Annotated in this window: 18 protein-coding genes; 11 read left to right on the top strand and 7 right to left on the bottom strand. The window is 63.6% G+C overall.

The features are described 5' to 3' along the window. Nucleotides 1-141: 141 nt before the first annotated feature. Together betT and BAUR9175_RS14400 are read left to right on the top strand one after the other, a co-directional pair. Entirely contained in the window at nt 142-2,034 is a 1,893-nt protein-coding gene (betT, locus tag BAUR9175_RS14395; RefSeq protein WP_257944338.1) for a choline BCCT transporter BetT, read from the top strand. 231 nt (nt 2,035-2,265) lie between these two features. Next, complete coding sequence (locus tag BAUR9175_RS14400) at nt 2,266-3,816, top strand: lipase maturation factor family protein (protein WP_101584167.1); 1,551 nt, start codon at nt 2,266-2,268, stop codon at nt 3,814-3,816. Between the two features lie 52 nt (nt 3,817-3,868). On the opposite strand, the gene BAUR9175_RS14405 is transcribed toward BAUR9175_RS14400, so the two are convergent. Beyond that, nucleotides 3,869-5,128 carry an Nramp family divalent metal transporter gene (locus BAUR9175_RS14405; RefSeq protein WP_009883542.1) on the bottom strand — a complete coding sequence of 420 codons (1,260 nt, stop codon included), beginning with the start codon at nt 5,126-5,128 and terminating at the stop codon, nt 3,869-3,871. A 116-nt stretch (nt 5,129-5,244) separates the two neighbouring features. Here BAUR9175_RS14405 and BAUR9175_RS14410 point away from each other — a divergent pair, with 116 nt between their 5' ends. From BAUR9175_RS14410 to BAUR9175_RS14425, 4 genes are all read left to right on the top strand, one after another. Continuing rightward, the gene (locus BAUR9175_RS14410) at nt 5,245-5,895 is read left to right on the top strand and encodes a TetR/AcrR family transcriptional regulator (RefSeq protein ID WP_009883541.1); all 651 of its coding nucleotides are present in this window, start codon (nt 5,245-5,247) and stop codon (nt 5,893-5,895) included. Between the two features lie 32 nt (nt 5,896-5,927). Continuing rightward, on the top strand, nt 5,928-6,287 hold the full coding sequence (locus BAUR9175_RS14415; protein WP_009883540.1) for a DoxX family protein: 360 nt from the start codon (nt 5,928-5,930) through the stop codon (nt 6,285-6,287). 164 nt (nt 6,288-6,451) lie between these two features. After that, a complete protein-coding gene (locus BAUR9175_RS14420) occupies nt 6,452-7,234 on the top strand; it encodes a class I SAM-dependent methyltransferase (protein ID WP_096162479.1) in 783 nt (260 codons plus the stop codon). A gap of 94 nt (nt 7,235-7,328) precedes the next feature. Then, nucleotides 7,329-7,862, top strand: coding sequence for a hypothetical protein (locus tag BAUR9175_RS14425; RefSeq protein ID WP_101584168.1), 534 nt, complete (start codon nt 7,329-7,331; stop codon nt 7,860-7,862). A gap of 45 nt (nt 7,863-7,907) precedes the next feature. On the opposite strand, the gene BAUR9175_RS14430 is transcribed toward BAUR9175_RS14425, so the two are convergent. Then, a complete protein-coding gene (locus tag BAUR9175_RS14430) occupies nt 7,908-8,618 on the bottom strand; it encodes a sulfite exporter TauE/SafE family protein (protein WP_009883537.1) in 711 nt (236 codons plus the stop codon). Between the two features lie 180 nt (nt 8,619-8,798). On the opposite strand from BAUR9175_RS14430, the gene BAUR9175_RS14440 reads away from it, so the two are divergent. From BAUR9175_RS14440 to BAUR9175_RS14465, 5 genes are all read left to right on the top strand, one after another. Next, nucleotides 8,799-10,004 carry a methyltransferase domain-containing protein gene (locus BAUR9175_RS14440; RefSeq protein WP_101584170.1) on the top strand — a complete coding sequence of 402 codons (1,206 nt, stop codon included), beginning with the start codon at nt 8,799-8,801 and terminating at the stop codon, nt 10,002-10,004. Nucleotides 10,005-10,364: 360 nt separating this feature from the next. Then, complete coding sequence (locus tag BAUR9175_RS14445) at nt 10,365-10,745, top strand: VOC family protein (RefSeq protein WP_096158064.1); 381 nt, start codon at nt 10,365-10,367, stop codon at nt 10,743-10,745. Between the two features lie 158 nt (nt 10,746-10,903). After that, nucleotides 10,904-11,530 carry an endo alpha-1,4 polygalactosaminidase gene (locus BAUR9175_RS14450; RefSeq protein ID WP_257944339.1) on the top strand — a complete coding sequence of 209 codons (627 nt, stop codon included), beginning with the start codon at nt 10,904-10,906 and terminating at the stop codon, nt 11,528-11,530. Nucleotides 11,531-11,996: 466 nt separating this feature from the next. Beyond that, nucleotides 11,997-13,652 carry a BCCT family transporter gene (locus BAUR9175_RS14460; protein WP_096158058.1) on the top strand — a complete coding sequence of 552 codons (1,656 nt, stop codon included), beginning with the start codon at nt 11,997-11,999 and terminating at the stop codon, nt 13,650-13,652. A gap of 206 nt (nt 13,653-13,858) precedes the next feature. Next, on the top strand, nt 13,859-15,085 hold the full coding sequence (locus BAUR9175_RS14465; protein WP_226841736.1) for a Fic family protein: 1,227 nt from the start codon (nt 13,859-13,861) through the stop codon (nt 15,083-15,085). Between the two features lie 217 nt (nt 15,086-15,302). Here BAUR9175_RS14465 and BAUR9175_RS14470 read toward each other — a convergent pair whose 3' ends face one another. The 5 genes from BAUR9175_RS14470 to hutI are packed head-to-tail and all read right to left on the bottom strand — an operon-like array spanning nt 15,303 to nt 21,683. Beyond that, nucleotides 15,303-16,052 (bottom strand): IclR family transcriptional regulator, encoded by a 750-nt coding sequence (locus BAUR9175_RS14470; RefSeq protein WP_096146935.1) that lies wholly within the window; start codon nt 16,050-16,052, stop codon nt 15,303-15,305. Nucleotides 16,053-16,055: 3 nt separating this feature from the next. Next, nucleotides 16,056-17,423: a formimidoylglutamate deiminase gene (locus tag BAUR9175_RS14475; RefSeq protein ID WP_101584176.1), complete on the bottom strand. Its 1,368-nt coding sequence runs from the start codon at nt 17,421-17,423 to the stop codon at nt 16,056-16,058. After that, the gene (locus tag BAUR9175_RS14480; RefSeq protein WP_101584177.1) at nt 17,420-18,640 is read right to left on the bottom strand and encodes an allantoate amidohydrolase; all 1,221 of its coding nucleotides are present in this window, start codon (nt 18,638-18,640) and stop codon (nt 17,420-17,422) included. Before BAUR9175_RS14480 ends, BAUR9175_RS14475 begins: the two co-directional genes overlap by 4 nt. A gap of 1 nt (nt 18,641) precedes the next feature. Next, the gene (hutH, locus tag BAUR9175_RS14485) at nt 18,642-20,351 is read right to left on the bottom strand and encodes a histidine ammonia-lyase (RefSeq protein WP_009883525.1); all 1,710 of its coding nucleotides are present in this window, start codon (nt 20,349-20,351) and stop codon (nt 18,642-18,644) included. 51 nt (nt 20,352-20,402) lie between these two features. Beyond that, nucleotides 20,403-21,683, bottom strand: a complete 1,281-nt coding sequence (hutI, locus tag BAUR9175_RS14490; RefSeq protein WP_101584179.1) for an imidazolonepropionase — start codon at nt 21,681-21,683, stop codon at nt 20,403-20,405. Nucleotides 21,684-21,742: the final 59 nt, after the last annotated feature.

The raw sequence follows: 21,742 nt of genomic DNA on the forward strand, positions 1-21,742 counted from the left end.
GCACCTGAGAGGTGCCCCTTTCTTGAACGGGAATGTTGACTTCGAACATCATCATTTTCCCAGTTCAGAAGGGGCATTTCCATTTCACGCGCGGCTTGATCCGGCTACTCGCATCGGTGGATCAAGGCTAAGGAAGGCTCCGTGCGTCTGGGACCGGACCATTCCCGCCCCCAGTACAACCTCTTCACTTGGGTTGCGATGCTCTTCGCCGCGGGCGTGGGCATCGACATGCTCTTCTACTCGGTGACCGGACCGATCACCCAGTTCCTCCAGCCGGTCAACGCCGATCCCGAATCGGCCGCCGCCGCGCAGGACGCCGTCGTGTGGACCATGTTCCACTACGGCATCGCCGGCTGGTCGATGTACTCACTGCTGGGCATGGCCATGGGTTACTTCGCCTACCGTTGGGGCATGCCCCTGTCGATCCGCGCGGTTCTCTACCCGCTGCTGGGTAAGCGCGTGCGCGGTGCCACCGGTGACGTCATCGACATCTTCGCCCTCGTCGGCACTGTCTTCGGCGTGGCCACCTCGATGGGCATCGGCGTCGTCCTGCTCAACGTCGGCTTCTCCGAACTCTTCGGTCTTCCGCAGGGCCTCGCCCTCCAAATCGCCCTCGTCCTCGTCGCCGTCGTCATGACGATCGCTGCCTGCACCTCCGGTGTGGACAAGGGCATCCGCTTGATCTCCGAGCTCAACCTCTGGGCCTGTGCGGCAATGATGTTCTACATCCTCGTCACCGGCAAGACGGCGTTCCTTCTTAATGCCTTGGTCGAGAACATCGGGCGCTTCATCTTCACCCTGCCCGAGCGCACACTGTCCACGTTTGCCTATGTCGACGACGGGTCCGCCTGGATGGGTGCCTGGACTCTGTTCTTCTGGGCGTTCTGGCTGGCCTGGGGTCCCTTCGTCGGACTGTTCTTGGCCCGCATCTCCCGCGGACGCACCCTGCGTGAGTTCGTCATCGCGGCCATCACGGCACCGGTGCTCTGCGACTTCATCATCGTCTCGATCTTCGGCAACTCCGCCCTGTCCGAGGTCTTCAGCGGCAATAGCGACTTCGCACAGCAGGCCATCGACTCTCCCGAGCAGGGGTGGTATGCCCTCCTCGACATGTTCCCGAGCTCAACCTTCCTCATCGGCCTGGCCACGCTTTCAGGTCTGCTCTTCTACCTCACAAGTGCCAACTCCGGCGCGATGGTGATGTCGAACTTCTCGTCGACGATCCCCAACCCCGAAGAAGACGGCGCGAAATGGCTGCGGATCTTCTGGGCAGTCGTCACTGCCGTGCTGACCATCGCCATGCTCGTCGCGGGAGGGGTGACGACGATGGAGTACGCGACCCTGATCTTCGCCTTGCCGGTGACGGTCATCGCCTACCTCGTCATGGCCTCCTTCTCGAAGGTGCTGCGCATGGAGCGAGCCGAACGAGAGGGCCGGACCCGCAAGCGACGGACCACGGCCGCCCACGGTGGCAGGACTCCGGAGAAGACCTGGCGTCAGCGCCTGGCGACTCTGCGCTCCTACCCGTCGAAGAAGTCCGTCGACAGGTTCGTCAACGAAGTGGTCGAACCCGCGCTGGAAGCCGTGGCCGCCGAGTTCCGCGAACTCGATTACACCGTCGAGCTGACTCAGCAGACGGGCCCAGAATCGGGAATCACGGAGTTCACGCTCATCGTCGACATGGACGAACAGCGAAACTTCCACTATCAGGTCGCCGCCGTCGAACACAACGTTCCCTCGTTCGGTGCACGCAATGCCCCGCGCGGCGATGACGTGTACTACCGGATCGAGGTCTTCACCCAGACCGGCTCCGAGGGCTATGACCTCATGGGCCTGAGTGGGCAGCAGATCATCGACGACGTCCTCGACCGCTACGAGAACCACCTGTCGTTCCTCGCCTACTCGCACGAGCACTCGTACCAGTCGGTCGTGACCCCGCCGACTCCCCCTGCCACGGATTCGGTTCCGGCCGTACCCGAGTCACCCGATGACGTGGAGGAAGTCGAGCCGGAACCGGCAGACGATCCCCGCTGATGCGCTGAACCGCAGCCGGCTGCGAACATAGCCGAACGTGAACCGAGGCTGTCCCCGAAACCGGGGGCAGCCTCGGCGCATTCATCGCAGTGTTGCGCCACTTCGAGTTTGTGCGCCGCTTCGAGTTTGTGCGCCACTTCGGGGTATTGCGCGATCTCGCTCCGGGCACCATAGTCAGAACAGGGAACGGCGTGGGCCCGAGGAGACTCACGCGGACGCGAGAACCGGGAGGTGATCACCGTGGACATGACCGCGGTGCTGTCATTCTTGGCCGCCGGTGACTACACGATCGCCAGAGAGGTCATCCAACGCGGCTTCGCTGCCCTGTTCTTCATCGCCTTCCTCAGCGCCTGGAACCAGTTTCCCGCTCTCCTCGGTGAGCACGGGCTGACCCCGGCACCACGATTCATCGCGGCCACCACCTCCGCTCAGGCGCCGAGCCTGTTCCGGTGGAAGCGCTTCGCCTACACCGACCGCCGACTGCGCATCGTGTGCGGAGTCGGCATGCTCGCGGCCATGACCGTCGTCATCGGCCTCCCTCAGGCGGGGCCCGCATGGACGACGATCCCCGTGTTCGGACTCATGTGGTGGCTGTACTTCTCGATCTCGAGCATCGGGCAGCGCTTCTACGGCTTCGGCTGGGAATCACTCCTGCTCGAGGCCGGGTTCCTCATCGGATTCCTCGGCTCCCACGAGGTGGCCCCCTCACTGCTGATGATCCTCTTCCTCCGCTGGTTCGTCGTCCGCATCGAGTTCGGGGCGGGCATGATCAAGATGCGTGGGGACAGCTCCTGGCGGGATCTCACCGCCATGGACTACCACCATCAGACCCAGCCGATGCCGGGCCCACTCAGCCGCCGCGCCCACCTCATGCCCGGGTGGTGGCATCGTGGGGAGACGCTGGGCAGCCATGTCGTCCAGCTCATCGCACCGTGGCTGCTCTTCCTCCCTCAGCCCATCGCCTCGTTCGCGGCCGCCGCCATCATCATTACGCAGCTGGCGCTGGTCATCACCGGCAACTATGCCTGGCTGAACTGGGCGACGATCCTGCTCGCCTTCGCCGGGATCAGCGACTCGTTCCTCGCCTGGATCGTCGGTGGGCCCTGGCCCGGATGGGGCTGGCCGATCGGGTCCCTCGCCGAGGTGGCCGGGTCGTCGACGTCGAACGCTGAGTTCGGGTCGGCTAACGTCCTTCCCCTGTGGTGGGCGATCCTCATCGCAGTCTTCGTCATCTGGCAGTGCGTGCTCAACGTCCCCGCCCTGCGCAACCTGTTCTCGTCACGTCAGAAGATGAATGCCAGCTTCAACCGGTGGGGACTCGGCAACGCCTACGGCGCCTTCGGCTCGATGACCGAGTTCCGTGATGAGATCATCATCGAGGGCACCCTCGACCCGAATGCGACCATGGACTCAGGCGAGTGGCGCCCCTATGTGTTCAAGGGCAAGCCCGGGGATGTGCATCGCCGCTCCCCCATTGTTGCGCCTTATCATCTGCGCCTGGACTGGCTGATGTGGTTCGCGGCCCTCGGCGACTACCGGCAGTCCTGGTTCTATGCGCTGCTCGAGCGCATCGGGAACGGGGACTCGCAGATCCGCACGCAGCTGGGCCCCGACCCCTTCGACGGTCAGGCACCGGCCCTCCTCCGGGTACGAGTCTTCACCTACCGCTACGCCACCGGTCAGGAACGACGGAGGGCACGGGAGGAAGGCCAACCTCGGCCGTGGTGGGTGAGGTCGAAGCCTCGAACCATGGTCGAGCCCACGGACCTGCGGGACGGGTGAAACCGACAGGCTCGCCTGCATGCCCGAGTTCAACTGCCTGCGCGGGCTGACCTCAGTCGATGCCGAGTGCCAAGAGCACGATGAGGACGACGTTGAGGGCGATGATGAGCCCCGAGGCCAGGATCGCGACGATCGTGATGATCCGTGAGTTCGCGTACTGACCCATCACGCTCCGGTTCATCGTCAGCCTGACCAGGGGAATCATGGCGAAAGGGATACCGAGGCTGAGCACGACTTGGCTGAGGACGAGCGACCAGGTCGGGTCCACGCCGAGGCTGAGAATGATGAGCGCGGGAATCATCGTCACCGCACGCTGCCACACGATCGGGACGTTGACCCGCAGCAGTCCCTGCATGATCGATGCCCCCGCGTAGGACCCGACAGCACTCGACGCCAGGCCGGAGGCGAGCAGTCCGATACCGAAGAACAGGCCCACGATCTCGCCGAGGTTGGCCGTCACGACCGCGTGCGCACCCTCGATCGTGTCGGTTCCGCTCTGGCCGCGCAGTGAGGCCGCTGCCAGGAGCAGCATCGCGATATTGACCGAGCCGGCGATGACGAGGGAGAGCACCACATCCCAGCGGCTGGCCTTGAGCAGCTGAGGAATCGAGGCTCGCGGGGCGGTGCCGTGACGATCAACGGACAGCGCCGAATGCAGGTAGATCGCGTGGGGCATCACGGTCGCGCCCAGCATACTGGCTGCCAGAACCACCGAGTTCGTGCCTTCGAGTCTGGGCACGATTCCACCTGCCGCTTGTCCCCACTTCACATCGCCGACGAACAGGCCTGCTAGAAAGCCAATGGCGATGATTGCGAGCAGGGTGATGATCACCGTTTCGAAGGGGCGCTGACCGCGGGTGGACTGGATCGAGAGCAGGAACAGGGACACGACGCCGACGATGAGGCCGCCCAATAACAGCGGCAGATCGAAGAGGATCTTCAGAGCGATGGCGCCGCCGATCACCTCGGCGACGTCGGTGGCGATGGCCACGACCTCCGCCTGCGCCCAGTACGCCAGTCGAGACCGACGGCTGAGCCTGTTCCCGAGGAGCCCGGGCAGTGACTGCCCGGAAACGAGTCCGAGCTTCGAGGACAGGTATTGGACGAGCACGGCGATGAGGTTGGCCGCGACGAGGACCCACACGAGCAGATACCCGTACTGGGCGCCGGCGCTGAGGTTCGCGGCGACGTTGCCGGGATCGACGTATGCGATTGCCGCGACGAAGGCCGGCCCCAGCAGGAAGAACGTCGAGACCTTCTTCGGGCGTGCAGCAGTGACGGAGGTGCCGGAGCTGGGCGGATCGACGGTCATAAAGTTAAGGTACATTAACTTTCACTCGCGGGCAACACTGCGCACCCCACTTCAATCGACGAGCAATCTGGGAGACCGCCCTGGTAACTGAACACGGAAAGGCCTATGATCCGACTATGTCCACTGAACATGTTCACTCACGTACCAGTCGTCGCCTGAGAACCGAGGAGAAGATCATCTCCGCCGCCGCCGACCTCTTCCTCGAGCTCGGCTACAAGGCCACGACGGTCAGAGGCATCGCCAAACACGCCGAGGTGTCCGTGGGCAGAGTGATGGCCGCCGGTGACAAGGATGTCCTCCTCGTCCGCTGTTACGACCGATGGATCGGACAGCTCCAATCCGGGACCTACACCCTCCCAGCGCGAGCCCGCGCCATCACCGAGGAGGCACCTCCTGCACGGGGCGGCGCCAAGCCAGCGGCCACCTCGGCGGTGCAGAATCACCTCGTGGGGATCTTCCTGCCCTTCCTCGAATTCTTCGCCGCTCACGAGGACCTATCCCGGGACTATGCGGCCGCGCTGATGCGCGTGGCCGGCAAACCTCAGGTGTTCGAGACCCTGGCGACCGACCTGCAGGACAAGCTGTCCTCGAGTCTGATCTCGATCGGGATCAGCGAAGCATATTCCCAGGCCAGTGCCGTTGCACTCTACGACTCCTATCTGGGCATCCTGTTTCGGTGGGCGGCCAGCGATATGAGTCTGCACGAGGCCACCGATGCGCTCTCGCAGAGCATCGCCTTCCACACCCAGCTGCGCAGGCCCGTATGAGACTGCGCCCCGATTCACGGAGATGATTCACCATGACCCTGCTCCCCGATCCCTGGTGGCCGGTGGCGGTGATGGCTTTCATCGTCGGCGTCGACGGACTCCTGACCTTCTGGCCGCCGAAGGTCATCGCCGACTGTTTGGACGGAGTCGGACTTCCCCGTGACTGGTGGTGGGTGCTGGCGGTGGTGAAGTTCCTCGCCGTGGCGGGACTGATCGCAGGCTTCTGGATTCCAGGAGTCGGCCTGGCCGCGATCGTCGGCCTCATCGTCTACTTCCTCACCGCCGCCGGGGCCCATCTGCGCGCGGGATACATCGGCCGCGACTTCTGGCTCAACTGCCTGGGGATGCTCGTGCTCAACGTCCTCGTCCTCGTGTTCTGCTTCCTCGTCTGAGGTGGCGTCTGGTCCGCGCTGTCGTCCGGAGTATCCGCGCCTGAGCTGTTGCAGTTTCCGATCATTTTCAGCCCTGCGTGCCCGGTTGCTTGTTTTCCCATCCCGGAGATTTCATAGTGGAGTCAGGGCCGAGAGGACGGCACCGTGACGGAAGGATTGGCAGCGTGGCCGAATCTGCAGAGGACCGATACGCCCGATGGCAGTGGATCCACGAGACTGCGGTGATGACCGGGTGGGACTTCGGCGCCCTCGGCTCCCGCCTCGTCGCCGATGATCCGCCCTGGGATTTTGATCTCACGTGCGCCAAGGCGATGGCACGTCTGCAGCCGTGCCTCGACATGGGAACCGGCGGAGGCGAGCGCCTGAGCAGACTCGTCAAAAGCGTCAGCACCGTTGGAGGCTTCATCAGCCGCAGATCCTCGGTTCATGCCACTGAAGGATGGAAGCCGAACCTGGAGTTGGCCACCTCGGCGCTGGAAAAATACGGCATCGAGGTACGTGAGTACGACAGCGAGACCGGACAGCCTATGCCATGGCCCGACGACTACTTCACCCTCGTGATGAACCGGCATGAGAGCTATGACCCGGCGGAGCTCGCCCGTGTCATCGCACCCGACGGGCGCTTCCTCACCCAGCAGGTCGACGGCACGGAAGCCGGCGAATTCCGCCTCTGGTTCGGCGGTCGGCCCGAAGCGCCGGAGAACCAGCTCGGACCCTGCCTCGAGGAACTCGAGGCCCAGGGCTTCACCATCACCGACGCCGATGAGTGGACCGGCATGATGGAATTCGCCGACGTCGAGGCGATCATCGAGTACCTCGCCTATATCCCCTGGGACGTCCCGGGGTTCACGGTGGCCGACAACCTCGTCGCCCTCAATCGGCTCGCGACCCGCAGAACCCCGATCGAGGTGACGCAGAAACGCTTCCGCATCGCCGCCCAACGGTAGCCCTCCAGCCCCAGCAGATGGTCAGGTTTTCCCGACCCCGGGTACAGGGAAGCCGCATGGGCGGGCAGGAGTCGGCGTCGATAGTGTCGAAGACATGACCTCGCCGGACTTCATGTATCCCCAGCCCACCGATGATGAGTTGGCAGCGCAGCAGCCCTCTACCGCAGCGTTGGGACTGGGAAATCACGTGCACGGTGCCAGTCACAGTCACGGCAGCGTCGTCGACCAAACACCTGCCTCACTCAACACTGAGACCGACCATGACGGGACGTCTCCCGCAGGTACGAACCGACCGCTGCTCGGCAAGCTCGCCCTTGTCCTCACCATCATCGCCGCGGGGCTGTCCCTGCTCGTCTCGATCATTCTCGGCATCACCATCGGCCCGATGGAGAACACAGGCGGCTACTACTTCACCGACGCCCCCAGCTGGTATCAGAACCTCGCGATCGCATTCGCCGGACTGCAGGTTCTGTGTGCCGCACTCGGAATCACAGGCCTCATCATGGGCATTGTCGCAGCTGCTACCAGCCGCGCCAGGACTCAGGGCGTCGTTGCCATCGCCATCGCGGTCCTGGCTCCCTTCATCTCCTTCGGGTTCTTCATGATCCTCAGCTTCACCTTCGCCTGACGCCGCGGGGCAGTTCAGGCTCGGCTTCGTCCGACAGACCATCGTTCATGCCTGGACGATAACGATGGTGCCCGAGATGATTGCGAAGCCGAGGACGATATAGCGCAGCACCGGTCCATCGAGTCGATGGTGGACGTACTTGCTGAGAAACGAACCGAGGGCCAAAAAGGGCAACATGGCCGCGGTGAACAGCATCGCCGGCCCATGTACCTGACCGCTGATCGCGAGGACGATGAGGGAGATGACTTCCCCGACGAGGAAGCACACTGCGACCGTCGAGCGCAGCTCCGGGCCCGGGCTGTGCTGGTAGGCCAAGGCGTAGGGTGGTCCGCCGACGCCGGTCGAGGTTTCTGTGACGCCGGTAATGAGACCGACTATGGCCAACACCGGCTTGTTCGGGGTGAACTTCGGGGCGAGGAGTGCGATAACAGCGGCCACCAGAGTCGACCAGCCGATGAGCAAGGCAAGTTGGTGGAGGTTGACGATGACGAGAATCCACAGACCGAAGAAGGTCCCAGCGAAGCGACCCACGCTGATCCATTTCACCCCATACCAGTGGATTTCGGAGCGCTCCCGGGCCGCGATGTAGAAGTTCAGCGGGATCATCAACACGAGCAACATCACGGGGATGAGGCTCGGGTCAATGATGCTCACGACTGGGGCCGCGACCATCGCAAAGCCCATGCCCGTGGAGCCTTGCACGAAAGCAGAGATCAGCACGGTGATGGCGACGATGCTGAAAGTGATGATCGTCATCGTCGATCCTCATCGAGTTGCTTGTCGACGCGAAGCACCGGAGTTAGGAGCGGAGCACGCAGCTGAGCCATCACGTCCTTCCTCATCTCAGGGGCTTCGCCGACCCTGCCGAACTTCAAGGTCAACACTATCGCGCTGTTGTCGCCATTTGCTTTCCGCTGAACCCCGTAAAATGGGGTCATGACATCATTGCCCCTCACCCCCACCTCGGCGGCTCACGGGCACTTGGACTGTCACTATTTCAACGCGGGACTGTGCCGCTCCTGCACGTTCATCGAGACACCCCACCGCGATCAGGTGGCGGACAAGGAAGCCTGGTGCGTCGAGGTGCTGGCCGGCCACTCCCCCGATGCCTGGTTGCCTGCCGCGGTCGGTCTCGACCGCGATTTCCGCAACCGGGCCAAGCTGGCCGTGGGAGGTTCGGCTGGCTCTGTCACCCTGGGAATCCTGGATCAGGACTTCCACGGCGTCGATCTGCGCGAGTGCGGAATCCAAGCCCCGCAGATCCGCGCGGTCATCCCGACGATCGCGCACTTCCTCAACGGCACCGGGCTGGCGCCCTATGACGTAAAGGCTCGCCGAGGTGAGCTGAAGTTCGTCCACATCACCGCGGCTCCCTCGGGTGACCTCATGACCCGGTTCGTCGTCCGCTCCCAGCACGGCCTCGACGTGCTGCGGTCCAGGGGCCAGGAACTCAGGGCGCTGCTCCCGACGGCGACAGTCATCTCGGTGAATCTGCTGCCGGAGCACAAGGCGGTACTCGAAGGCAGTCGGGAAGAGATGCTGCTCGGTGACTCTCTGCGCATGAACCTCGACCGAGTCGACCTGCACCTGCGTCCGCAGTCCTTCTTCCAGACCAACACTGATGTGGCGATCGGTCTCTACAACCAAGTCGCCGCGTGGGTCGACGAGATTGCCCCGTCCTCACTGTGGGATCTGTACTGCGGAGTGGGCGGGTTCGCGTTGTACTGCGCGAAGGAGTCTGGTCAGCAGACTTCGCGCACCATCACCGGCGTCGAGCTGAGCGCACAGGCCATCGAATCCGCGAAGATCAGTGCCGTCGAGCTCGGCTTCGACTCCCAGTCCGGCGCCACGGTCGAGTTCATCGCCGACGACGCCACGGAGTTCGCCGAGGCGAACTTGGCCAGCGGTGAACGACCGGATTGCGTGATCGTCAACCCACCTCGGCGAGGAATCGGGGCCAGGCTGTCGACGGCGCTCGAGGATTCCGGGGTCGAGCACATCGTCTATTCGAGCTGCAATCCGCTCACCCTGGCCAAGGACCTCGACCAGATGCCGAGCTATACGGTCAGCCAAGCTCGGGTCTTCGACATGTTCCCTCATACGAAGCATCTCGAGGTGGCTGTGGTGCTGCGGCGGCGGTGAGGGCGCCTGCGCATAGCGCGCGTACCTTCTGGCCTCAGACGATCCTCACACACGTCAGACGAGGCGAAACGGTTGGTAAGTTCTGTTTGATCCAGTCGCCTGCATCGAGCAGAACTTACCAACCGTTTCGAGCTTTCATGCCCTGAGAGCGGCTGAATCCAGAGAACCCTGTATCCCTTACATATAGGCAGCTGACCATCGAGTCGATTAAACTTTGGACCATGACCGGACAGGCTTTCAGCCGCTCACGGATCGGTAACCCGGTCGACTGTTGAGCCGCAGTGGACGCGAGCGCAGAGTTCGCGGTCCACCCCTTTCGAGAAGTTCTCCCGCACAGAATCCACTTTTCGAAAGGACACCATGTCAGCAATCTTCAATCACACCATCATCGCCGCCGCCGATCCGGCGGAATCGGCTCAGTTCTATGTCGACATCCTCGAGGTCGAGCACACTCAGTCGTGGGGACTCTTCTCCAACATCATGCTCGACGACGGCGTGATGCTGCAGTTCGCGTCTCCCCCTCCGACCGTCGATATCCAGCCCGTGCATATGGCCTTCATCTGCACGGATGATCATTTCGACAGAGCGGTGGCACTGTTTGACGAACGCGGCCTCGACTACTGGGCAGATCCGCAACGGAAGCGCCTGCACGAGACGAACACCGAGCACGACGGTCGAGGCGTGTACTTCCTGGACCCTTCGGGCATGTACCTGGAGCTCATCACGAAGCCATACCTGTAAGGCTCGGACTTCGATGAGCTAGGCTGTGTAGGATCTGGTTCATGCGGCTAAAAGGCTCAATCCTGGTGATCGGAGTCTTGGTCGCAGCCTTGCTCTCAGCGTGCGCGTCGAATCCGCCCCGAAGCTCTTCCGCTGACGGCACGCCATCTGCGCATGCGGTGGAGCTTCCGCCCGCCGGAGGTCTCCCCGACTACCAACTCGGCGGCGCGTACAAGCCGACCGAGGACGTCAGCATCGTTGCCCGTGACAAGTCAGACGAACCAGCCCCTGGTCGCTACTCGATCTGCTACGTCAACGGCTTTCAGACACAGCCTGATGAACTCGAGCTCTGGGACTCTGATCTGCTGCTGTCCAAAAGCCGCGAGCGGCTTGTCGATCCCGAGTGGCCTGATGAAGTTCTGATCGACACGTCGACCGGTGACAAACGTGAGAGGGTCTTCGACACTGTCAGTCCGTGGATACGCGAGTGCGCAGAGGCAGGCTTCGATGCCATCGAATTCGACAATTTCGACTCGTTCACTCGCTCGCAGAAGGCAATCGACATCGACGACAATGCGGCTCTCGCGAGCAACTACGTGGAACTCTCTCACCGCCTCGGACTCGCCGTCGGACAGAAGAACGCCGCAGAATTTTCCCGCACCCTGCACGACGAGGTCGGCTTCGACTTTGCCGTCGCCGAAGAGTGCTCTGCTTTCCGAGAGTGCGGGGAATACAGTCGCGTCTACGGACAGGCGGTCATCGACATCGAATACACCGACAATTGGCCTCTGGCTGCCCCAGCCTGATTTGCCCTTTCCTTGGTGATCAGGCGTTCTGGGCCAACCGGGTCCACGACCTCGGTGCGGGCCCGAGATTACTGTCCCGTGCGGATATCACAGCGCACACTCTGGCCGAGCGGATCACTGACCTCGTGGAAACGGAAACCTATCGCAGGAACGCCGTACACCTGGCAGAGGAGATCACGGCCGAGAACGGGACCGACCGGGCAGTCGAAATACTCGAACGCCTGACATAACCGGCCCATTGCGCTGACGCGCCCAGTCCTCTCAAGGGCGAGAAACCTCACACTCTTCGGCAGAGTGCCGAATCGAGGCAGGCTTTGCTGACATAAGCGCATACACTCGTCACCTACGAGGCTCCACGAACACCCCAGTTCGCGGAGCCTGTTTCTTGCCATAGCGCACTACCCCCACCGCCCCCTGACGAAGGCTCCTGCCCGCCGCCGAGGCGGACTCGAGCTTGGAGACCACGATGACGATGCTGGACAACCACGTACCCGAACCGGAGCCTGACCCCGGATCTGAAGCCGACTCGGAGCCTGACCCCGCGGCAAGCACCACCGACGCTGAGCAGGCAGTATCACAAGATACCGGCTCCGCTCGGCGCAGCAATATCGGCAGCGTCTTCTACTGGTCGGTGGCCTTCGTCATCGCCTTCGTGCTCTGGGCCGCGATATCGCCGGAGAGCCTGGGCAGCATCATGACCACTGCGATGACCGCCGTGTCATCGGGCTTCGGCTGGATCTACCTCGTCGTGCCGTTCGCCGCGATCGTCATGCTCGTGTGGTTCGCCGCCAGCAGATTCGGCCGTCTTCGCCTCGGGTCAGCGGATTCGAGGCCGGAATACAGCACCTTCGCCTGGCTGGCGATGGTCTTGGCAGCGGTCATGGGCATCGGCCTCGTCAGCTACGGTGTGGCCGAACCGATGTCGCACTTCATGGTCCCGCCGCATGGCCTGGCGGAGCCGGAGACCATGGACGCCGCAGTCCGCGCCATGCAGTTCTCCTACCTCGACTGGGGCTTCCAAGCCTGGGCGATCTTCGGAGTCTTCGGCCTGGCCATCGGCTATTCCACACATAGGAAAGGTCGGCCGGCTCTCGTCTCAACGATGCTGCGCCCAGTGCTCGGACGGTTCGTCGACGGCTGGGTGGGCAAGTTCATAGACATCCTCACCATCATCGCCACCCTATTCGGAACGACAACGTCGCTGGGCCTCGGCGCTTCTCAGATCGGCGAAGGCCTCAAAGTCGTGTTCGGCGTCGACGCCACCCTGACTCTGCAGGTCGTCGTCATCGGTGTGCTGACGCTGCTCTTCACCGGCTCGGCTCTGTCCGGCGTCGGCCGTGGCATCAAATACGTCTCCCAGATCACCCTGACCATGGCGACCATCCTCGGCCTGTTCGTCTTCATCACCGGGCCCAGCGGCTTCGTCGCCAATCTGTTCGTGCGCTCGGTCGGTTCCTTCGCCGGCGACTTCCTGCAGCTGAGTTTCATGACGCCTTCCAGTGCTGCAGACAGCGAATGGATGCTCGGCTGGACCTACTTCATGATGGCCTGGTGGCTGTCCTGGAGCGCCTTCGTCGGAATCTTCTTGGCCAAGATCTCCAAGGGCCGCACGATCCGCCAGTTCGTCGCTGGTGTGCTGCTCGTTCCAAGCGCCGTGTTCTTCCTCTGGTTCACCATCATGGGCGGGTCCGCGATCAAGCTCGACATGGGCGGAGCGAAGATCGGTGAGGCGACTTCGGCCAATCTCGACACCGCCTTCTTCAGCCTCCTCGAGGAACTGCCCCTGTCGCTCCTGGCCTCGATCTTCACCATCATTATGGTGATCCTGTTCTTCGTCTCCTCTGCTGACTCGAACACCTTTGTGCTCAGCTCGCTGTCCTCGCGAGGCTCGTTCGAGCCGAACCGACCGGTCATCGCCACCTGGGGATTCCTCACCGGCGCTTGCGCGATCGTGCTGCTCCTCCTCGGCGGACTCCAGGCTCTGCAACAGGCGGCGATGCTCTCTGCTGTGCCATTCACCGTCATCGTCGTCGTACTCGGAATCGCTCTGATCAAGGAGCTGAAGAGCGACCACCAGATCGTCGAAGAGATCGCCCGCGAAAAGCGCGTGCTCGGACTCTGAGCCTCACTCTGGCCCCACGCTACATCGAGCGGACCACTGAGCTTCGATGGGAGACGCTACAACCTGCTCCCTCGACGACAAGTGGTCCGCTCGATTGTTCTGGATGAGGATGGTCACCGCAGCCAGAGGTCATTTCGGCGGCGGCACAAACCATAAAGCGCTGACGTCATTTTTATGAGAAACTTATATAATTCATAATTTTTGGGATGGTGACGATGAGTTCCGGAAACCTCGAACCAGCACGAAGCAACGCTCTAAACTGGCCGCCGATCGGGGCCGAGACCTACGACTGGACATCGCGCTCAGGCTTTGGCCCGAGCGCAGCGATTCATGCTGGAAGCGTGAAATATGACTCCTCAGTTCCACCGACGATCGCTGACCGAACCCCCGCTATAGACCCTGAAGTAGCCGCAGTCGCTGAGGAAGCAATTCGGGAGCTGAGCCGATTCGACGCCGAACTGGGATTTCAAATTGCAGGTTTTGCACCAGTCCTCCTGCGGTCAGAGGCAGCATCGTCATCTCAAATTGAAAACCTGACAGCCAGCGCTCGCGCAATCTTCTCCGCAGAGCTCGGAGCTCGGTCTGGCAGCAACGCTGAGCTGATTGCGGCAAATACGAACGCTCTGCTCACAGCACTCAAAAGCGCTGATTCCATTTCAAGCGATTCGATACGAACGATCCATCAAGTTCTCATGGGGACTCAGACTCGACACACTCCGGGCGAGTTCAGGGACGAACAGGTGTGGATAGGTACCCGTGCCGATTCCCCTGTAGGTGCGGAGTTCGTGCCACCTCATCATTCCCGAGTGCCGGAACTCATCAAAGACTTGACAGCTTTTGCAGAACGGGCCGATGTTCCAGCGATGACGGCGATAGCGATCACGCACGCACAGTTTGAGACGATCCATCCGTTCACAGACGGCAATGGGAGAACTGGGCGCGCGATTGTGCAGACAATGCTTCGACAGCGGGGAATCACTCGCAATGTAGCTGTACCAGTATCAGCTGGACTGCTTGCTGATGTTTCTCGTTACCACAGCGCATTGACAGAGTATCGGCGAGGCAATGTCGATCCGATCATTCGAATTTTCGCAGAGGCTGCGTTCCGGGCGATAGATAACAGTACTCAACTCGTGACAGATCTGCGAAGGATTCGTGAGAGCTGGGATTCGAAATTGACCGCCAGGAAGAATTCAAATGCTTGGAGATTGCTCGACATCCTGATCGAGCACCCGGTCCTCAATTCCGCCACCGCCGCAGAGGAACTGAGAGTTGCACAACCGAACATCTATCCACCCTTGAAAGCGCTCGTCGATGCAGGAATTGCCAGCTCGAAGGCTGAACATGGCTTGGGTCCGTTCTGGCGCAGTGACGAAATCCTCGCGGCGATCGATGCCTTTGCCCAGCGTGCCGGACGGCGGCAGAACTCATAAAGCGTTGACGTCATTTTTATGAGAACAACTTCTAAGTCATAAAAATCAGGAGCGCTGTTTATGAGTTCCACACATCTCTCAACTAGTGAAAGCGGTGGCCCCACGCTTCATCGAGGGGACCACCTAGCTTCGACGGGAGACGCCACAACCGGCTCTTTCGACACCAAGTGGTCCGCTTTGTTGTTCTGGCTGAGGACGGTCGCCGACGCTTGAGAGGTCACCGCAGCTTGGCGGTCACCTCGGCGGCGGCCGCGAGGACCTTGTTCACGAGCGGTTCGGTGTCGGTATCCTCGGTCAGCACATCACCGGCGAGCGAAAGACCGATTGCTGCGATCGGGCGGGAGAGAACGTCGTAGACGGGGGCTGCGATGGTTGAGATCCCGGGGGTGACCTCGCCGTGTTCGATCGCCCATCCGGCCCGCCTGTCCTGGGCCAGGATTGCGTTGAGCGCCTTGACCGTGGTCGGGCCCTGGCCGGTGCGGGTGACGAATCCGGACTCGGATTGGAACATCGCCAGCACCTCTGACTTGGGCAGATGCGCGAGTATCGCCCGCCCGGTCGCCGTCAGGTAACTGGGCATGCGCACTCCGGTGGCGGTGATGACCGCGACCGATTTCAACGACTGCTCTTTGAGCACGTACACGGTTTCCCAGCCGCGGATCACGGCCAGCTGTGCCGTTGCCGAGGTCTCCTCGGCCAGCTGCCGCACGATGGGCTGAGCCAGGCGCTGCAGCGGGTTCGTGCGCAAGTAGGAACTTCCCAGTTCGTGCACGCCGGCGCCCAGCACGTAACCGGATTCGGTGCGCACGACGAGCCCGAGTTCCTCGAGCACGGTGAGCAGCTCGTAGGCACTCGAGCGCGGGATCTCCAGCGCCCGGACCAGGGCACCGGCGGTGATCGGACGATTCGATGAGGCCAGGTGCCTGAGAATCGCGATCGAGCGCCGCAGTGACGGAACCTCAGCCACGGCTCAGTCCTCCATCCCCAGGGCGGCGAACGCAGCCCGGTAGAGTTCCGAGATCTCGCCGAGTTCGGTGTGCACGCCGTCGCGGACTCGCACATGTGCGCCGCTGACGGTCATTGCCACGTCCGCCGAGGTGGCCGAGAGGATGACCTGCTCCCCCACCGATCCGAAGGTGCGCATGCTGTCGGTTCTCACAGCAATGAAGTCACACGCCTTGCCCACGGCCAGTTCGCCGACGGGCAGGTCGAGGCTGCGTGCCCCGCCCGTGGTCAGGGAGCTGATGAGCTCGGCCGGTGAGAATCGTCCTCGTTGGCCCGAGTGCAGTCGCTCCCCGGCTTCCAGGCCCTGGGTCTCGCGTAGTGCGTCGAGGACGACGTGCTGATCGGAGCCGATCGAGATCGTCGCTCCCGCATCGGCGAGTTCGCGGGCCGGTCCGATGCCGTCGGCCAGGTCGGCCTCCGTGCAGGGGCACATCACGATGTTGGCTTCGGCCCCGCCCAGGCTCGCGATGTCGTCATTGCTGAGGTGCGTGGCGTGGACGGCCGAAAGGTTCGACGCGACCACACCCGAGCGGTCGAGGACCTGCGTGGGTGTCGTGCCGTAGGCGGCTTGGCAGGCTTCGTTCTCCGCTGGCTGCTCGGACAGGTGCACGTGGACTGGTTCGTCAAGTTCGGCGAATCTGGGCAGGTTGGCTGCCGGGACCGCGCGGATCGAGTGGATGGCCGATCCCACGTGGACGAAGCTCTCGCCAGGGGAAATGACCGGGAACTCGGTGGCGAAGGACTCCGATAGCGCGGCATGGCGGTCCATGTAACCGTCGATGGTTCCATCACCGAACCGAGCCTGTTCTGCCGAGAGCTCGGAGTCGATGCCGCCGGTGAGGTAGCAGGTGTCGAGGAGTCGGATCCGCATCCCCGCCGAGGTGGCCGCTCGTGCCAGCGCCCGTTCCATCGCGTGTGCGCGGGTGGAATCGCCGGCACCATACGGTGTCCCGTCGGGTGCGTGGTGGACGTAGTGGAACTCGCCCACCGAGGTGTAGCCGCCGGCGAGCATCTCCGCGAAGACCGCACGAGCCACGGTCTCGTAGCTCTCCGGAGTCAGGCGAGCGGCCACGGAATACATGACTTCGCGCCACGTCCAGAAGGTCCCGCCGTCACCATGGGTGCGTCCGCGCAGGATGCGGTGGAAGGCGTGGGAGTGGGCGTTGACTCCACCGGGCAGGGTGAAGCCGGGGACCACCTCGGCGATGGTGGGTGGGGTGTCGATCTCGGTCTCGACCGAGGTCAGGGTGCCTGTCTCATCGGCGGTGAGCAGGACGCCGGTGGCGACCTGCCCGTCGACCCAGGCGGTCTCGCACCAGAAGCGCGTGCTCATGATGCGGCCCCCAGTTCCCCTTCGAGGACCTTGACCAGGGCGGAGACTCCGGCGCGCTGGTCATCGACTTCGCAGGCCTCTTCGGGTGCGTGGGAGACTCCGGTCGGGTTGCGTACGTAGAGCATCGCCGAGGGCACGTGTGGGGCCAGGATGCCCGCATCGTGTCCGGCACCCGAGGGCAGCAGCGGTGCGTCTGGCAGCACGGAGGTCAGCCGGGAGTTGAGTTCGGCGGTGAAGTAGGTCGTCGGTGAGTAGGACTCCTGGGAGATCGACACCTCAACGCCGGCACCCTCGGCATGCTCGCGGGCGCGCTTCGAGATCGTCTCGAGCACCTGCTTGACCACGGCATCGTCGGCGTGACGGATATCGAGCCAGAAGCTCATGCCCGAGGCGATGACGTTCGTCCCGCCCGGGTGGATGAGCGTGCGGCCCACGGTTGCCACGGCACTCGCGTCAGTGGCGGCCGCTAGGGTCGGAATATCACCGATCACGCGGGAAGCCGCGACCACCGGATCGGCGCGGTGGCCCATCGGTGTCGTACCTGCGTGGTTGCCCTGACCAGCGAAGGAGAAATGCCAGCGACCATGCCCGATGATTGATGAGCCGATCGCGACCGGCTGGTCGGTGTTGATGAGACCGATGCCCTGCTCGACGTGGAGTTCGATGAAGGAGCCGACCTTCTCCAGCCGTGCGGTGTCGGTGCCGATGCGGTTCGGGTCGAGACCGTAGCCGCGGGCGACATCGGCAAAGGTGTCGCCGTTGGCATCGGTGAGACGCAGCGCCCGGTCTGAGTCGATGGCGCCGGCGATCAGGCGTGATCCCAGGCAGGCCACACCGAAGCGCGAGCCCTCTTCCTCAGGGAAGACGGCGAGCGCCAGTGGACGCTGGGCGCGTTCGAGTGCACCGGAGGACTTGAGTTCGTCGAAGGCCGCCAGCGCCGAGGCGACACCGAGGGGGCCATCGAAGGCTCCGCCGCCAGGGACGGAGTCCAGGTGGGAGCCGGTGACGACGGCATTGTCACCGGGCGCAGTCGCCCACGCCCAGGTGATGCCGTTGTCATCAATCTCGGTGTCGAGGCCACGACGGGCCGCCTCGGCGAGGAACCAGTCACGCAGTTCGCGTTCGGTGTTCGAGAACCCGGACCGCTGGTAGCCGGGACCGCGAGTGTCACGGCCGGTGTCCTCGATCTGGGACAGGAGGGAGACGACATCGCTCATCTCAGTTCGCCTCGCCCGAACCGTTGGAGTCGGCTGCATCCTGGTGAGTCGTTGCCGCATCCGTACCGGAGGCTGCGGCGGCAGCGTCGAGGTTGCCCAGTGCGGTGAACTCGGGGTCGTTGACCGCGGGTGATCCGCCTTCGGGCAGCCAGGTTCCGGCAGCTTCGGTGACGGTGTGCTGCAGCGGTGAGACAGATTCGGCCGCGGCGACCAGGGAGCCGTCCTTGACCTTGGAGATCGTCTCGGCCAGCTCCGGGGACAGGAAGCGGTCCGGGCCGGGGCCGGGCACGGTTTCGCGGATCGCGGAGATCACGGCGCCGGTGACCGGTGCCGGTGACGCTTCGCGCATATCGCAGGCCCGGGAGGCGGCGTAGAACTCGATGCCGACGACGCTGGCGAGGTTGTCGACGACCTTGCGCAGCTTGCGGGCGGCCGACCAGCCCATGGACACGTGGTCTTCCTGCATCGCCGAGGACGGGATCGAGTCCACCGAGGCAGGGCTGGCGTTGCGCTTAGCCTCGGAGACCATCGCGGCCTGGGTGTAGTGGGCGATCATCAGGCCCGAGTCGACGCCGGCGTCATCGGCGAGGAACGGGGTGAGGTTCTGGTTGCGGGTGACGTCCATCATCCGGTCGGTGCGGCGTTCGGACATCGAGGCCACATCGGCGGCGACGATGGCGAGGAAGTCCAGGGCGTGGGCCAGGGGTGCGCCGTGGAAGTTGCCGTTGGAAGAGACCATGCCGTTGGTGAGCACGACGGGGTTGTCGATGGCCGCACGCAGTTCGCGCTCGGCGACCTGCGTGGCGAAGGCCACGGCGTCGCGGGCTGCGCCGTTGACCTGTGGGGCGCAGCGCATCGAGTAGGCGTCCTGGACGAGGTGGGTCGAGTCGCGGTGGCTGGCGGTGATGCCGGAGTCCTTCAGCGAGGTCAGCATGTTCGCGGCTGCCGCGGACTGGCCGTCGTGGGGGCGCAGTGCGTAGTGGAGTTCGGGGGCGAAGACCGCGTCGGTGCCGAAGAGGCCTTCGATGCTCATGGCAGCGGAGACGTCGACGGCGGTGAGCAGGTTCTCCAGGTCGGTCAGGGCCATGATGAGCATGCCGAGCATGCCGTCGGTGCCGTTGACCAGCGCCAGGCCTTCCTTCTCGGCCAGGGTCACCGGGGTGATGCCGGCCGCGGCCAGGATCTCATCGGCGGGTCCGGCGACTCCGTCGGGTCCGGCGGCCACGCCTTCGCCCATGACGACGAGTGCGCAGGCAGACAGTGGAGCGAGGTCACCCGAGCAGCCCAGCGAACCGTATTCGTGGACGACCGGTGTGATGCCGGCGTTGAGGAGATCGACGTAGGTCTGGAGGACCTCGGCGCGGACACCTGCCCGGCCGGTGGCCAGGGTGCGGGCGCGCAGCAGCATGAGGGCGCGCACGACCTCGCGTTCGACGGGTTCGCCGACGCCGGCGGCGTGGGAGCGGATGAGCGATTTCTGCAGCTGGGTGCGCAGTTCGGCGGGGATGTGGCGCTGAGCCAGTGCCCCGAAGCCGGTGGAGACGCCGTAGACGGGCTTCTCGGCCTGGGCGAGGGCGTCGATGGCTTCGCGGTATTTGTTCACGCGTGCCAGGGTGGTCTCACTCAGGGCCACCTTCGCATCGTGGCGGGCGACGTCGACCACCTGGGCGAATGTGAGGGTATCGGGATCGAGATCGATGAAGACTGACATCTGGGACCTTTCGGTTAAGCGGTAAGTGCGTACGTTCGTTAACTGTGTAGTTCAGCTTCGTGGTCGGTTGTCGGCGACGAGTTCGCCGCCGCGGTAGACGCGTTCGACCAGTTGGACGCCGGGCCGGTATGCCAGGTGGCGATAGCTGGGTGCGTCCAGGATGGCCAGATCGGCCCGGGCTCCGGCGCCGAGGTGGCCGACGTCGGTGCGCTGCAAGGCGTTGGCGCCGCCGGCGGTCGCAGCCCAGACGGCCTGTTCGACGGTGAAGTGCATGTCGCGCACACCGATGGCGATGGCAAATGGGACGCTGTTGGAGAATCCCGATCCCGGGTTGCAGTCCGTGGCGATCGCCAGGCGCACCCCGGCCTCGACGTAGCGGCGGGCGTCGGGGTAGGGCTGGCGGGTGGAGAATTCAATGCTCGGCAGCAGCGTGACGACGGTGCCAGCTGTGGCGAGTGCCGCGAGGTCGGAGTCGGAGGCGAAGGTTGCGTGGTCAACCGAGACGCAGCCGAGTTCCGCGCCGAGCTTGAGCGCTCCTCCCTCGGTGAGCTGGTTGGCGTGCAGTCGCGGCTTCATGCCCGCGGCCAGGCCGGCTTCGATGATCCGTCGAGTCTGGTCCTCGGTGAAGGCGCCCTTCTCACAGAACACGTCGATCCACTTCGCCTGGCCGGTCGCGGCCGGGATGATCTCGTCGATGACGAGGTCGACGTAGGCCTCCGGGTTCTCCTTGTGCTCGGGCGGGACCACGTGGGCAGCAATGAGAGTGGATTCCTCGGTATGCCGATTGATGATCTGCAGTGCGCGCAGCTCGTCCTTGACAGTGAGTCCGTAGCCGGACTTGATCTCAAAGCTCGTCGTGCCCTGCCTGGTTGCCTGATCCATAAGATGGACGAGGTTGGCCTCGAGTTCCTCATCGCTGGCCGCGCGGGTGGCGGCGACGGTGGTCGCGATGCCGCCGGCCGAATACTTCTGCCCCGCCATCCGTGCAGCGAATTCCTCGGACCGGTCGCCTGCGAAGATGAGGTGGTTGTGGCTGTCGACGAAGCCCGGGATGACGGCCTTGCCACCGAGGTCGATCGTGTCGACCTCGACGCCGGCACTCGCCGAGGTCAGCGTTCCGTTTTCGATGTCATCGTCGTTGACCACCTCGGCGGGGGTGGGATTCTGATCGCAGAGGTGATCCTGAAGTGCGGTGTCCACCTGAGCGGACGGTCCCGACCACAGGATCCGGCCGTCGTCGACGAGCACTGCAGCGTCTTCGATGACATTGAGTGCGCCGAGCGTGTTGAGGTCGTTGACGACGAGTTCGCTGATCCCGGTGATGATCTGCAAGGGAGAGGTCCTTCACGGTCGAGAGTGATTGCTCTCCCCAGTATGGACCGCCGGGGCGC

It is taken from the genome of Brevibacterium aurantiacum (assembly GCF_900169065.1).
In the GTDB taxonomy this organism is placed as follows: Bacteria; Actinomycetota; Actinomycetes; order Actinomycetales; family Brevibacteriaceae; genus Brevibacterium; species Brevibacterium aurantiacum.

Excerpts from the sequence above, each read along its gene's own strand:
- BAUR9175_RS14405 (WP_009883542.1), bottom strand. The coding sequence starts at position 5,128 with ATGACCGTCGATCCGCCCAGCTCCGGCACCTCCGTCACTGCTGCACGC.
- BAUR9175_RS14410 (WP_009883541.1), top strand. The coding sequence starts at position 5,245 with ATGTCCACTGAACATGTTCACTCACGTACCAGTCGTCGCCTGAGAACC.
- BAUR9175_RS14415 (WP_009883540.1), top strand. The coding sequence starts at position 5,928 with ATGACCCTGCTCCCCGATCCCTGGTGGCCGGTGGCGGTGATGGCTTTC.
- BAUR9175_RS14425 (WP_101584168.1), top strand. The coding sequence starts at position 7,329 with ATGACCTCGCCGGACTTCATGTATCCCCAGCCCACCGATGATGAGTTG.
- BAUR9175_RS14430 (WP_009883537.1), bottom strand. The coding sequence starts at position 8,618 with ATGACGATCATCACTTTCAGCATCGTCGCCATCACCGTGCTGATCTCT.
- BAUR9175_RS14440 (WP_101584170.1), top strand. The coding sequence starts at position 8,799 with ATGACATCATTGCCCCTCACCCCCACCTCGGCGGCTCACGGGCACTTG.
- BAUR9175_RS14445 (WP_096158064.1), top strand. The coding sequence starts at position 10,365 with ATGTCAGCAATCTTCAATCACACCATCATCGCCGCCGCCGATCCGGCG.
- BAUR9175_RS14460 (WP_096158058.1), top strand. The coding sequence starts at position 11,997 with ATGACGATGCTGGACAACCACGTACCCGAACCGGAGCCTGACCCCGGA.
- BAUR9175_RS14465 (WP_226841736.1), top strand. The coding sequence starts at position 13,859 with ATGGTGACGATGAGTTCCGGAAACCTCGAACCAGCACGAAGCAACGCT.
- BAUR9175_RS14475 (WP_101584176.1), bottom strand. The coding sequence starts at position 17,423 with ATGAGCACGCGCTTCTGGTGCGAGACCGCCTGGGTCGACGGGCAGGTC.
- BAUR9175_RS14480 (WP_101584177.1), bottom strand. The coding sequence starts at position 18,640 with ATGAGCGATGTCGTCTCCCTCCTGTCCCAGATCGAGGACACCGGCCGT.
- hutH (WP_009883525.1), bottom strand. The coding sequence starts at position 20,351 with ATGTCAGTCTTCATCGATCTCGATCCCGATACCCTCACATTCGCCCAG.